Raw genomic sequence first — 13964 nt, forward strand, 5'->3', positions numbered from 1 at the left:
TTGTAGTAGACTATTATCGTCTCCCTTTCGTAAAGGGCCTGCCCTGAGCGGAGCGAAAGGGGAGATAGAGTGGGTTTTTAGAAGTCCTTTCCTTCTGCGGGAGAAGGGCTTATGTGAACGGAGGAAAATATGACGATGAATACGCCGGCTGCGGCTGATACCAGACAGGCGGGCACCGTCACCATAACCATCGACGGCAAAAAGGTAGCGGTAAAGAAAGGCGCCACCGTGCTGGAAGCGGCGCGGAGCATCGACCTCTATATCCCTACCCTCTGCTATGAACCGGACCTCAAACCCTACGGCGGCTGCTGCATGTGCGTGGTGGAAATAGAGGGGATGCGCGGCCTGCCCACCTCCTGCACCACCCCGGCCACGGACGGCATGGTCGTCCATACGGAATCGGTGCTGGTCAAGCAGTCCCGCCAGATGACCATGCAGCTTATCATGGCCAACCACATCGGCGATTGCCTCACCTGCGCCAAGAACCAGAACTGCGAGCTGCAAAAGGTGGCGCGCTACGTTGGCGTCGAGCAGGCGGACTATGATAAACTGCGCCCCAGCACCCGCACCGTCCCCAAAGATGACAGCAACCCCGCTTATGTCCGGGATATGAACAAGTGCATCCTCTGCGCCCGCTGCGTGCGCGCCTGCCATGAAGTTACCGGCATCGACGCCATCGATATAGCCTACCGCGGCGACCAGGCTACCATCGCCGGGATGGGCAACAAGCCGATACTTTTGTCCCGCTGCGAGACCTGCGGCGAGTGCGTTTCCCGCTGTCCCACCGGCGCCCTGACCTACCGTGACAGCCGCATGATTACCCGGGAGGTAAAGACCACCTGCCCCTACTGCGCGGTGGGCTGCCAGGTTTACCTGGGCATCCGCGGCGATGAAATCATCAGCGTGCGGGGGGATAAGGAGGGGGCCTCCAACGAGGGCCACCTCTGCGTCAAGGGGCGCTTCGGCGTGGCGGAGTTCGTCCATTCCAAAGACCGGCTCAAAACGCCGCTGATTAAGAAGAACGGCAAGTTCGAGCCTGCCTCCTGGGATGAGGCTCTGGATTATGTAGCTAACAAACTAAAGACTTATGAACCTGACCAGGTGGGCGTGGTCTCCTCGGCGCGCAGCACCAATGAAGCGAACTACCTGATGATGAAGTTCGGCCGGGCGGTGCTGCATACCAATAACGTGGACCACTGCGCCCGCCTCTGACATGCCCCCACCGTGGCCGGTCTGGCCACTACCTTCGGTTCCGGGGCGATGACGAACAATATCGACGATTTCGGCAACGCCGGCTGCGTGCTGGCCATCGGCACCAATACCGCCGAGGCCCACCCCGTGCTGGCGATGAAAATACGCCAGACGGTGCGTAACGGCGCCAAACTCATCGTCGCCAATCCCATGGAAGTGGACTTCGTAAGGGACGCCGACCTCTGGATACGCCACAAGGTGGGCACGGACGTCGCCCTGCTCATGGGTATCTGCCGCATTATCGTTGACGAGGGATTGTACGATAAAGAATTCGTCGCCAGCCGCTGTGAGAACTTTGACGCTTTCCTGGAGGAGCTGAAGAACTACCCGCTGGACTACGTGGCGGAGACCACCGGCGTTGCCCCTGATTTGCTGGTAAAAGCCGCCCGCATGTACGTGGAAAACAGCCCCTCCACCATTCTTTACGCCATGGGCATCTGCGAGCACAGCCACGGCACCAACAACGTCATGGCTACCGGCAACCTGGCCATGCTCACCGGCAACATAGGCAAGCCCGGCTCCGGCGTGAACCCGCTGCGCGGCCAGAACAACGTGCAGGGCGCCTGCGATATGGGCGCGCTCCCCAATGTTTTCACCGGCTACCAGGCCGTCAATAACGAGGCCTCCCGCAAGAAGTTCGAGGCGGCCTGGGGCGTGCCGCTGAACCCGAATGTCGGCATGAAGCTGACCACGATGCTGCCGGCCGCCATCCGCGGCGAAATCAAAGCCATGTACATCATGGGCGAGAACCCGGTGCTGACCGACCCCGATGCCACCCATGTCCGCGAGGCGCTGAGCAAGCTGGATTTCTTCGTCTTCCAGGATCTTTTCCTCAACGAGACGGCGGAATACGCCCACGTTATTTTACCGGCGTGCAGCTACGCGGAAAAGAACGGCACCTTCACCAATACCGAGCGCCGCGTGCAGCTCATCCGTAAGGCCATCGAGCCTATCGGCGAAAGTAAGGACGATTGCTGGATAGTCGGCGAAATCGCTAAAAGAATGGGCTCCAAAGGCTTTGAGGATACCGACCCCGCCGCGGTGATGAAGGAAATCGCCCGCCTCACCCCGAGCTACGGCGGCATTACGTTTAAACGCCTTGAGGAAGGCAGTTTGCAGTGGCCCTGCCTGAGTGAAGACCACCCCGGCACCTGCATCCTGCATGAAAATGTTTTCTCCCGGCCATCCGGCAAGGGCTGGTTCGTGCCGCTCAAGTACGAGCCGCCGGTGGAACTGACGGACGCGGAGTACCCGCTCATGCTGATGACCGGCCGCCGCCTGGTGCACTACCACGCCACCATGACCCGCAAATCGGAAATACTGAACGCCCTGATGCCGGAAGAAGAGCTGCAAATCAGCCTGGCGGACGCCGAACGCCTTGGCATCCGGGATGGCGATATCGCTCAGGTAACCTCCCGCCACGGCCGGGTAAAAGTCCGGGCGCTGGTTTCCGGCATCGTGCCGGAGGGCGTGGTGCACATGGCTTTCCATTTTATAGAAACGCCCACCAACGAGCTGATAAGCTCCGACCCTGCCACGCTGGACCCCATTACAGGCACCCCGGCTTACAAGACCTGCCCGGTGAATATTGTCAGGGCGCCGCGGACCGGCGGCCCCGCGGAGATGGTTTCCGTGCTTTTCCGCGCCAGCCGGGATGACACTTTCAGCGCGCTGCTTTTCAACAGCCCTGACCTCGCCCTGAAAGGCTATCAGCTCACGGCAGCGGAAAAGGCCGCCGTCGTTAGCGGGGACGTCGCTAAAATAGAAGCGCTTACTGGCCGCCTTCTGGAACATATCAGGGTGTGGCTGCTTTCGCGGACGGAAAAGTAAACCCGGATACCATCTAGATTAAATTTCGCCCCCTCTCTGCTACAGGGAGGGGGTGCTTGTTTCAGGTTATTGACGTATCAGCCGCTTTAGGCTAGTATCAAGACTGTAACGACTTTATGAGGGGGGATAGTAAAATGGCGGATGCAGAGGATGTCGCCAAGATATTGGCGGCCATCAATAAATTTTCCACGGAAAACCAGGCCCTGTTGCGTCAGGTCCTGGACGCCATCGAGAGGAACCACGCCGTGCTCCGGAACATCGAAAGGAACACCCGCTCGCACTAGTTTCTCCGGTAACCGGGCTGCCTACTGGAACACGCCCTTTTCCCTTAGCCCGTCCACCTCGCCTTGAGACATGCCCAGCACCCTGGTGCAGATGTAGTCCGTATGCTCTCCCACCAGCACCGGCCGCCCCACCGCCGTTTCCGCCCCGGATAGCTTGATGGGGGCGGGGTGGTAATAGCGCAGCCGCCCCATGTAGGGGTGGTCTATCTCCCGGTAGAAGTTGTAGTAGTTCATCTGCGGGTCTTCGTCGATGTCCCGGGCGTCGGCCACCGTGCCCGCGCCCACCCCGGCGGACTGCAATATCGTTTCCACCGCCTCCGGCGGGTACTGTAAAGTCCACGCTTCCACCAGCTTGTCCAGCTCGTCGCCGTATTTCAGGCGGTCGGCGGCGCTGGCGTATTTCCTGTCCTTGGCCCAGCCGGGCCCGCCGATAGCTTTCACGAAGCTGCGCCACTCGTCGTCGCTGGTCACGGCGATAGCCGCCCACCGGTCATCGCCCTGGCAGCGGTAGATGCCGTGCGGGGCGGCGTGGCCGCTCTTGTTGCCCGTCGTCCGGAACTCCCGCCCGTTCGCCTGGTAGTCCAGGATGAGCGGCGTCATGTAGTTGATGCCGGTCTCCACCTGGGAATGGTCGATGTACTGCCCCTTGCCGGTGCGGCGGCGGTAGTCCAGCGCCGCCATGATGGAGAGGGAGGCGTACATGGGGGAAAGCTGGTCCGTGTAATAGGTTGAAGGCGGCACAGGAGCCCTGTCCGGCCAGCCCACGATGTTGTCCATCATGGTGACGGCGGTCAAAATACTCCCGAAGCCGGGCTGGTCCGCCATCGGGCCGGTATGCCCGTAGCCGCAGGTGCGGAACATGATGATATCCGGGTTGATTTTCTTCAGCCCCTCGTAGTCCAGGCCCAGCTTGTCCATGACGCCGGCGGGGAACCCCTCCGCCACCACGTCCGCCCAGGCCACCAGCTTTTTAAAGATGGCCACCCCTTCCGCCGTTTTGAAGTTGAGCGCGATGTCCATTTCCGGGGCGGTATGGGTAATGGAAAAGAAAGCGCTGCGCTCCAGCCCCAGCGCCTCCCCGGGTTTATTGGTGGCGGCGAAGGGCGCGAAAAGCCTTACCGGGTCCGGGCGCGTCGCGGTCTCCACGCGGATGGTGGTGGCGCCGTAGTGGGACAGGTAGTTGCAGGTGTAAACGCCCACACCTGCCCAGCATAGCTGCACCAGCTTGATGCCCTCGAAGGGTTTTTTGTTCGCGCCGACCGGGGTTTTTTCTTTCGCCCCGGATATCCTGGCGTTGAGCTTTTTTAGTATTTCGTCGTTGTGCTCGCCGATGTGCGGGGCGCGCCTCTGGGGCCCGACGTATTTTTCGCTGGATACCACCGCCCCGCCCGGGAATTTCAGCTTGCCTATTTCCGGGTGGTCTATTTCCTTCCAGAAATTGCGGGCGGCCAGCTGCGGGTGCTTGAGGATGTCCGCCGCGTTGTTGCAGGGGCCGAGCTGGAAGCGGTTTTCGATGGCCAGCTTGAGCAGCTCGTCCTTGGTGTGGTTGTTGAAGAACTTGCCCAGGGAGTCCATCAGCTTTTCCGCCTGCTCGCGGGTCATGTGCTCCCAGCTTTTCTTCTCCCAGTCCCACCCTTCCAGGAAGCCGATGTCGATGCCGTCTTTCTTGAGGTATTCCATCATGGAGTGGTTGTTCTTGGCGGCGGTGGGGTTGAGCAGGAGGTTGAGGGCGATAAAGCCGTCTTTGCAGGGCCAGAGCAGGGTGTTGTAGAAGGTGGAGCCGTCTTTCAGCGTGACGGAAGCCCGCGCCCGGCCGTGCCTGGCGGGCACCTGGCCGAACAGGGCGTAGGGGCCTTCTATTTCCGCCGAGCAGACGATATCCAGCGCCTGCTGCGTGACGGCGTCAACGTGTTGTCCCCGGCCGGTGTGGGCGCGCTGGATGAGCGCAATCACCGTCCCCGCCGCCCCGTTCATGGCGCCGAGGGTATGGGTATGCTCGTAGCTCGTCGTCAAGGGGGGGCGGTCGTCGTAGCCGGCGGTATAGACCATGCCGCCCAGCGCCCGCACCACGATGTCCGGGTCTTTATAGTCTTTGTACGGGCCTGCCTGCCCGAAGCCGCTGATGGAGGTCAGCACGATGCCGGGGTTGACGGCGCTCAGGTCTTTATAGCCCAGGCCGAGGCTGTCCAGGTAGCCGGGGGCGTAGGATTCCAGTACCGCGTCCGCCGTTTTCACGAGTGCCAGGAACGTCTCTTTGCCCTGCGGGGTGGTGATGTCCAGCGTGACGCTTTTCTTGTTGGCGTTGAAGGCCAGCCAGGTGAGATTTTTCTCCGGGTCTACCCGGTCCTGGTAGAAAAGCCCCCTAAAGCGGGCCGGGTCTCCCCCCGGCGACTCTACCTTGATTACCTCCGCGCCGAAGTCCGATAGCGCCCTCCCGGCGATAAACGCTTTCTCTGTGGTAAGGTCGAGGATGCGGTAGCAGCTAAGCATAAGGGCCTCCGGATGAAATTCTAAACTCTAATATCTAAACCCTAAACGTTTGAGACACGATTTGGCGGGTTTTTATGAACATGGAATCCGAATAATTATAGTATGAGGAGGGGAGGATGGGCAAATGATTTCTACTGGCTGTTATTGCGGGGAGCGTGGCATTATGCTCCCCCGCCGAAGCGCTCATGGTGAGTTTACCGAACCTCCGCCCCGGCGGCTCATAACCCGCCGTCATTCCCGCCCCGCCGTGCCCCCTATGACAACCGGGGGCTGGAATCCATTCAAGGTAAAACCCGAATACTTCGTCCTCCTTCATTAAAGGAGGAGCAGAGGAGGATTTTATAGCGTGAGGAGGGGAGAAGGGGCAAATGATTTCTACTGGCTGTTATTGCGGGGAGCGCGGCATTATGCTCCCCCGCCAAAGCGCTCATGGTGAGTTTACCGAACCTCCGCCCCGGCGGCTCATAACCCCCGTCATTCCCGCGCAGCCGTGCCCCCTATGACAACCGGGGGCTGGAATCCATTCAAGGTAAAACCCGAATACTTCGTCCTCCTTCATTAAAGGAGGAGCAGAGGCGGATTTTGTAGCGTGAGGGGGAGAAGGGGAGGTTATTTTTTTCTAGCCGGCTTGCTTTTAGAAGAGATTTTCTTAATAGACTTCTTTTTAGGACTTGTCTTTTTTACAGAAAGTTTTTTAGTTGAGATTTTTCGATTTTTAAGAGTAGGTTTTACGCGCGTTGTTTTTTTTGTTTTCGGGGATTTTTTCTTTGTAGTGGTTTTTGGGGGTGGATTTTCTTTATTGGTAGTGTTTTTTACCGATGTCTTTCTAGATTTTAAGCCTTTAACTGCATTATTTTTCACCAAAGTTTTTTTAGGTAGTCGATAGGCTATCTTTAACCTAAATGACTCTTTTGATATATGGTTAGCCTTACTATGGCAATTTGGGCATAACACAATCAAATTATGATAATTATCACTACCTCTGCTTGAAAAAGGAACGATATGGTGTATCTCTGCCTGTAATCCTCTCCCAATTATTTCATCACCACAATATTCGCATTTTCCACGTGCTACTCTGAGAAGATAGTTCCGGTCCCCAGGAGTCACTGACCGTCTCCTATTGCTACCCCAAAAATTGAAAATCATACTAGCTGTCTCAACCAGCAAGAATTTGTGTAAATCTCCATTATTTGGTTAACCTAAAAAAAGAAGGACTATGTGCGTTTCTTTCCCGCATCACTCCTCTTCTTACGCCAGGATCCATCTTGATTTCGGGCTCTGGGTTGTTTGCCAACATGTGGTGCAGCTCTGCCAGCTCTCCTATCAGCCATTTCCATCCCCCCTCTTTTTACTAAATTTAATACTACATTTATATTTTATTGTCAAGTACTTATTTCCAATACGTGCCCGGCTACATGTCCCGTTCCCCTACCGGTAACACTTCGTGCGCAATTTCAACTGCCATTTCTGTAAACTGATCATGATCTTGAGCCAGAGCTATGTAACCTTCTTTCATTTCTTCGTCATTCATGTCACAGCCTCTTACCGTTTTCACAATCACTTAAGTAATTCCCGGTTGCCGTATTTTACAACAGACTCGCCCGTTTGACAATCAAGCCTACCCTCGTTCTACATAAGGGAATCTCCGCAGTTGTGGGCGGCCATGACATTCATTATCTTTGCCTGGTAATACTTTGTGGCCTGTTAGCATCATTTAAAGGGTCAGGAAGGACTCCGGTAAGGGAGGGCGGAGCCCTCCCCCCTAATCCTCCCCTCTCAAACAAATAAAACTCGGACTCCATAGATAATATGGTTTGAGAGGGGCAGGGGTGAGTAACGTAAATCAGGAGATAAATGGTATACCGTGACAAATCCCCCTTCCTTTTCTCCCCCCGCCCCTTTATACTGATAACTGTAAACTGATAACTATTAACTGTTAACTAATAACTATTAACTCACTTACCATAAACAAAAAAACAACTCTCCGGATTTTGTAGCTGATTTACCATAAACAGAAAAACAAATAGCTGAAGCTGCTCACACTCGGGTTTTAAGAAAAATATTTAAAAATCAAATAAACAAACCCCGTTTGACAATCCAGCCCGCGTAACATAGAATTATTCAGGTTGTTTCTATCTGAAACAGCGTCTCACGGGGCGTAGCGCAGCCTGGTTTAGCGCGTCTGAATGGGGTTCAGAAGGTCGGCAGTTCGAATCTGCCCGCCCCGACCATACCTTCAACTGGTAGCTTCATTGGAGGTTAGCTATACCGCTCAGGTCGTAGACCATGGCGTTATTGATGCTCACGCTGATTATCTTCCCGGCAGGGATTTCACCTTTGACTAACACCAGTCCGTCGACTTTAGGGGCGTCACGGTAGCTGCGCCCGACCGAGATGCCCTCCCCGGCGCCTTCAATTAGCACCTCCAGGTTGCGGCCGATGAACGCCTGGTTGTGCGTTAGAGAGATTTGCTGCTGCTTTTCCATCAGGCGTTGCAAGCGTTCTTCCTTTACCTCGTCCGGGATGGAATCGCCCAGCGCCTCACTGGCGGTGCCCGGTTCGCAAGAGAACTTTAAAGCCCCCAGTTTGTCGAAGCGGACTTCTTCAATGAAATCGAGCAGGACCTGAAATTCCTCTTCGGTCTCGCCGGGATAACCGACGATGAAAGTACTGCGCAGGGCAAGGTCGGGAATGGCTTGGCGCATTTTCCCCAGAGTCTTGTATACCTGGCCGGTGTTGGTCGGACGCCCCATCCGCCGTAGCACCGATGGGTGGGCGTGTTGCAGGGGCATGTCGAGGTAGGGCACTATTTGCTTGTGTGCAGCCATGACCTCTATCAATTCATCGGTAACGTAGCCGGGATAAGCGTACATGACGCGGACCCAATCGATTTGAGGTATAGCGGCGGTCATTTCTGTGAGCAGGTGAGCCAGGCCGTTTTTCAAACCCAGGTCACTGCCGTAATCGGTGGTATTCTGGGCGATTAGGACGATCTCCCTTACGCCACTTGACTGCAATGAGACCGCTTCCGCGAGGATGGACGCCATCGGGCGGCTGACGGTGGGTCCTTTGATTAAAGGAATGGCGCAGAAGGCGCACTTACGGGAGCAGCCGTCGGCGATCTTTATATAAGCGCTGGCGCCCTGCACCGAAACGCGCTGGACGCCGTGCTCGTCCCTGCCCACGGTGGCCGCATCGGATAGCTGATAGCGCGATTCGGGGAGATTAGCGCCGCTCAGGCTCTCGACTACATCGACAATATCCATCCAGCGGCGTGTGCCCAGGATGGCATCGATGCCGGGAACGCGGAGGGCGACTTCGCCGCCGTAGCGCTGTGTCAGGCAGCCTGCGGCGACCAGCACCTGGCCGCTCTTCTTTTTGGCCGCCAATCTGGCGAGCATGTCGTATGATTCCTCTTTGGCCGTGCTGATAAAACCGCAGGTATTGACGATCAGGACTCGCGCCTGCCGCGGGTTGGCGACAAGCTCATAACCGGAAACGGTCAATAAGTGCGCCATGGAATCAGAGTCAACGGTATTCTTGTCACAGCCGAGGGATACGATGTGGAATGTTTTCTTGTTCATCCGGGAAGTTTTCACCTTATCAGGATTTCTACCATCAACGGAGCTGATGGATTAACAACCTGCTGCTTAAAAAAGATTGAAAAATGGAGGCAGAAATGCCGCCCCCCTTTTATCGCAATTTCTACTCACTAATTCAGCTTAGCCAATATTTAGCCGGGGGGGGGCCGGAAGACCCCTGCCCCCTGCAATAATTACCATTCATTCTTTTCTGAACTGTAGTACATCCCGGAAGGACTGGCGGTAAAAGCCAGAGTAGGTTTTTTTATCTCGAGGAATTTCCAGGGACAATGCATCACATGAGCGGGAATACAGACCAGTGCGCTCTTGTTGATATAGTGGGTTTCGCCTCCCAGGTCAACGCTAAAAGTACCGCCCACATCATAGGGATGCTCCGGGTCGCATCCCGTCATGACCATGAGTTCCGGCCATTCATGGTCGTGCACTCCCATTGGAGCTTGACCGTAGCCTTCGTAAAACCAGACAAAATCCACGTAAAACGAGCCTTTGGCAATATCATCCTCCATGTGGAGCAGACGCGCCCCTTTCATCGTCATTTTAGACGTAGCCGGAGGTTGTACCGCTTTCTCTTTGGTCTCGGATACGATGGTGTACCGGGGCAGATTCGGGTCTCTCTTCACCTTGGGGTCGGGGCGAACACCCATGGAAGTGTAAAAGATGGGATGCTCCATATGATTAATCCGGACCGGCCCGAAAGGAACGCCCGCGGGGACGAATACCAGGCTGCTCTTCTTCAGGATATTCTTTTTGCCGTCAATCCAGGCGGTTATTTCTCCGGCGAGGCTGAACGGGTCTTCCGGATCGGCGCCTACCAGGCCGATGACCTGGTTTTCGGCACTAATCCGGGTGCCGTCAACCATCTGGTCAGGTTGGCTGCGCCAAAACCAGGTGCAGTCCACGGACATGAAGTCCGGAAGGCGGTTTTGGTCTACCTTCATGACATGGGTGGACTCAAACCCGGTATCGGTGATAATACGGTCGGCATACTTCAAGTAAGACACTTTATTCCCCCTTACTTTTCACTAAGTAGATTATAGCAACCCCGGGCAAAGGATGCTATGGTCAATCCGTCCGCCGGTATTATAATCGATAAGCTTACCTATAAAAACCCGGTAAAAACCTCAAATACTGTATCCGCGGGAAAAAGACCTGGACTTTGCTGCTCCGGATTAATTGCCGGTGCGACTGGCGCTGCGATGAGGAAATCCCCGTCTTAATGCCAATTATTTGAAAAACCTTGATAATAGATTACTTTAGTTCTAAAATGGTGATAATCGGTAGACAAAAGCTAGAGTAGTTCACGGCTAATCGTGCGATATTTAGTCTGTGGCCTTTTTTATTGGATACAACTCAAGGCTAATCCGTGACCGTGTGTTTCAATAATTCTTGTTATGTGGCGGTGATTGCCTAGAGCGCTCAATATTAAACTCTCTAGATACGTTCCCGCGCCGGGCTCCAGCTTGAACGGGTAGAACATCTACTAGTAGAATCAATGGCTCCAGCGTTCCAGAAAACAAGAGCCTTGTTATATAGACATGGTCGGATAACCGGGCCGCCGTAAAGGGCAGCTCATATAAAACAAACACATGGGATTACATCAAGCCGGGAATGCGGGGAGGCCTGGTTTGCCGGAGATTTTTAGTAACTGCGGACACCAGGGTTATATTTTTGTAAATTAATAAAAAGAGAGGTATAAAATGTTAACCGGTAAGACTTTCGTAGACCCGCTGGAAATGCCATTCTCAAGGAGGGGTTCCTATCTCTGCTTCGCCAACAAGAACGGCGGCAGCAATGAGTACGGTAAGGCGCAGCTATGGCTCTCCACCGCCAGGCTGCGCGCAGGTGACAGAAATAGCGGCAGCTTGATGCACGGCAATAACTTCCGGCAGCTTCAGCTGGAGATTATCAAGGACGGTCTCCCCAGGCAGTGTGTTATCTCCACCACGCCCTACGAGCTCAAGCTGGAGTGTCTGTTCGGCAGCGTCAGCTTTTGCATCGGCGATGTTAAGTACGCGAAATGCAAAAGCACCGACGGGCTGACGCTAAGGATTTCCCCGGCCGCGGGCGCCGGCATGCTGGGAGGCCCGGCCGCTTTTAACCTGCTTGACGGCTCGTGGAAGATGAATTTCAGCAACTACTTCATGATATTTGTCCCGACAACCGGGAAAATACAGGAAGGGCCGATGGGCTCAATCGAGCTGGTGCCGGACGCCAACGGCGTGATTGAAATGGCGATGGAGGAGTCGCTGGTCGACCCCAAGCGGCGCGCTTCATATCTCACTTACGAAGAAGGTGTAGCGGCGGTAAAGGCCGATTTTGATGATTACGTAAAACGTGTCGCCCCGTCATTCCCCCCCAAATACGAAAAACGCGGCATGCACGCGCTTTGGACGCTTTGGGGATTGACCGTTATGCCGGACGGCGAAACCGTATATAAGCACCCGATGGTCAAGATGAACCGTTCAAGTTTCGAGGCGGCGTTCTCCTGGCAGCAGGGGATGCAGGCGATGTTCCTTTCACATGACCTCAGGCTGGCGTGGGAAATATTGCTTTCATGCTTCGATAAACAGGACCGCACCGGGCGTATTGCCGACTCGCTGGCGTACAACGGGTCCGGTGAGACGATGAAGCCGCCGATTCAGGGCGTGGCGCTCTTGTGGCTCATGGAGCACCGCGACATCTCCGGGATGCCGAAGGCGGAGATGGAGCACCTGTGGGACGGTATGGAAAAGTGGACGAAGTTCCACCTTGAATACCGGGACCTCGACCATGACGGTATCTTTGAGAACCACAGCCCGGTAGAGACCGGCTGGGAGGACGGCTCTTATTTCAGGGTCGGCTTCCCGCTCGCCAGTCCGGATATGAACGCGTTTCTCGCCCTTCAGGAGGAGGCGCTGGCCAAGCTCGGCAGGCTCATCGGGAAGAGCGCGGACGTATGCAGTTACTGGGAAGCGAAATCTAAAGATACCGTAAAGAAGATCATAGAAATGTTCTGGACGAATGACGGCTGGACAGCGGTGAATGTCGTGACGAAAGCACGTTCGAAGTCCACGGGTATGCCGCTTTACTGCGCCTTGCTGCTCGGCAAACGGCTGCCGCAGGCAATCATCGACCGGTCCATAGAGATCATATACAGCAAGCCCGGCTTCGATACTCCTTTCGGGCTGGCTTCTGAAATGCTTGATAGTCCGTATTTCAGGCATGGCTGGTGCTCGGGCAGCATCGGGACGCCTATTCAGGCATTGATGGCCATCGCCTTTGAAAACTGCGGCAGGCCTGACCTGGCACGCTCGCTGGCCAAGAAATATCTTGACACAATGATCAATCACGGGCTCTACCATATACACGATACATATACCGGCGAGATGGAGTACCGGCACGGCGGGATGAAGTTCTTCGGGGAGGAGGCGTTCTTCAACTCCGGCTGGACGTCAGGTAACTACGTATTCTTCGCCGAACACTATGGCGATTGAGAGAAATACTGGAAAGCAGTAAGCTAAAAGGATTTCTTAGGTCTGCTTTTTGGTAATAAATAAACACCACTGACGGCTGAGCAAATTTCAGCCTGACTCAAACCGTAACCGGCGGCAGAGAGCGCTTCCCCCGCTCTCTGCCGTGCATGGTCAGGGAGGAGTTGAAGCACATGGCAAGAAAATATCCGCGCCCGTTTTCTCCCTTTAAAATCAGAAATACCGCCTTTAAAAACCGGGTTATCGCGTCTCCCCTCGGCGCCTGGACATTATCTCCCTCAAATTATCGACCGTAACATGCCCATACTCACGCCGCACCCGGTAAAATGCCGCATCCGCCGGCGGCTTTTCTTTCCCCTGAGGCGGCGCGACTTTTTATACTAAATTGAATTTGAGACCGTATTATGTTTAAATAAAAGCAACAAAAAATTCTGGGCAATCAATAGAAGGAGATGAAAATGGCCGAAGGTAAATATGACAAGTATTTCTTAAAAGAACCGTGGGGAATAATTCATCCGGGGACTCCCCCCGATGCGCCGGTATATATAGGAATAGGCCAGCATGAACGCGTTAAAGGGTGGGATGAGCCCCTGGTACAGGTGCTGCGCCCCATTTACCAGCCCTTTTTTATGATACAGCAATCACATCAGCACGCCGTGGCTGAAATCCTGTATTTTATCGGCGGGAACCCGATGAATTTTAAGGAATTCGGGGCCGAGGTGGAGTTTACGGTTGGTGAAGGTAAAGACGCGGAAAAACATGTTATAACGAATACCACCTGGGTATATGTACCGGGGAACGTACCGCATTGCCCGCTTAATTTCAAGAGAGTGGATAAGCCGATCATGTTCGGGCATATCATGTTCGCGGAATCTTTCGATTCCGTTATCATCGGCCAAAACTTTACCAAACCTGACAAAAAATAAAGCAATCTGCCATGAGTAAAGATACGGGGCCGGCTGCATAGCAAGATTATTTACGGTTTTGCTGTTTTCACAGCCGGTCCAATTGCTGACACGCCACCCAGGAAGGCGGAG

General features: G+C 54.9%; 7 protein-coding genes, 1 tRNA gene and 1 pseudogene. 5 read left to right on the top strand and 4 right to left on the bottom strand.

Annotated elements, in window-relative coordinates; all coding sequences use genetic code 11:
- The first annotated feature begins 135 nt into the window (after nt 1-135).
- Together fdhF and WC370_03120 are read left to right on the top strand one after the other, a co-directional pair.
- Nucleotides 136-2841, top strand: a pseudogene (gene fdhF, locus WC370_03115) (formate dehydrogenase subunit alpha).
- 374 nt (nt 2842-3215) lie between these two features.
- A complete protein-coding gene (locus WC370_03120) occupies nt 3216-3365 on the top strand; it encodes a hypothetical protein (GenBank protein MFA5308461.1) in 150 nt (49 codons plus the stop codon).
- A 21-nt stretch (nt 3366-3386) separates the two neighbouring features.
- Here the strand turns inward: WC370_03120 and WC370_03125 are convergent, their stop codons facing one another.
- Together WC370_03125 and WC370_03130 are read right to left on the bottom strand one after the other, a co-directional pair.
- Nucleotides 3387-5855 (bottom strand): CoA transferase, encoded by a 2469-nt coding sequence (locus WC370_03125; GenBank protein MFA5308462.1) that lies wholly within the window; start codon nt 5853-5855, stop codon nt 3387-3389.
- A gap of 609 nt (nt 5856-6464) precedes the next feature.
- On the bottom strand, nt 6465-6962 hold the full coding sequence (locus WC370_03130; GenBank protein MFA5308463.1) for an HNH endonuclease signature motif containing protein: 498 nt from the start codon (nt 6960-6962) through the stop codon (nt 6465-6467).
- Between the two features lie 1045 nt (nt 6963-8007).
- Between WC370_03130 and WC370_03135 the strand changes: the two genes are divergently transcribed.
- A tRNA-Pro gene (locus WC370_03135) sits at nt 8008-8086 on the top strand.
- Between the two features lie 18 nt (nt 8087-8104).
- On the opposite strand, the gene rimO is transcribed toward WC370_03135, so the two are convergent.
- Together rimO and WC370_03145 are read right to left on the bottom strand one after the other, a co-directional pair.
- On the bottom strand, nt 8105-9439 hold the full coding sequence (gene rimO, locus WC370_03140; protein ID MFA5308464.1) for a 30S ribosomal protein S12 methylthiotransferase RimO: 1335 nt from the start codon (nt 9437-9439) through the stop codon (nt 8105-8107).
- A 191-nt stretch (nt 9440-9630) separates the two neighbouring features.
- Nucleotides 9631-10458, bottom strand: coding sequence for a hypothetical protein (locus tag WC370_03145; protein ID MFA5308465.1), 828 nt, complete (start codon nt 10456-10458; stop codon nt 9631-9633).
- 696 nt (nt 10459-11154) lie between these two features.
- On the opposite strand from WC370_03145, the gene WC370_03150 reads away from it, so the two are divergent.
- Together WC370_03150 and WC370_03155 are read left to right on the top strand one after the other, a co-directional pair.
- A complete protein-coding gene (locus WC370_03150) occupies nt 11155-12930 on the top strand; it encodes a trehalase family glycosidase (protein MFA5308466.1) in 1776 nt (591 codons plus the stop codon).
- A 455-nt stretch (nt 12931-13385) separates the two neighbouring features.
- A complete protein-coding gene (locus WC370_03155) occupies nt 13386-13853 on the top strand; it encodes a hypothetical protein (GenBank protein MFA5308467.1) in 468 nt (155 codons plus the stop codon).
- Nucleotides 13854-13964: the final 111 nt, after the last annotated feature.

This window comes from Dehalococcoidales bacterium (assembly GCA_041652735.1).
Taxonomy (GTDB): domain Bacteria; phylum Chloroflexota; class Dehalococcoidia; order Dehalococcoidales; family RBG-16-60-22; genus RBG-13-51-18.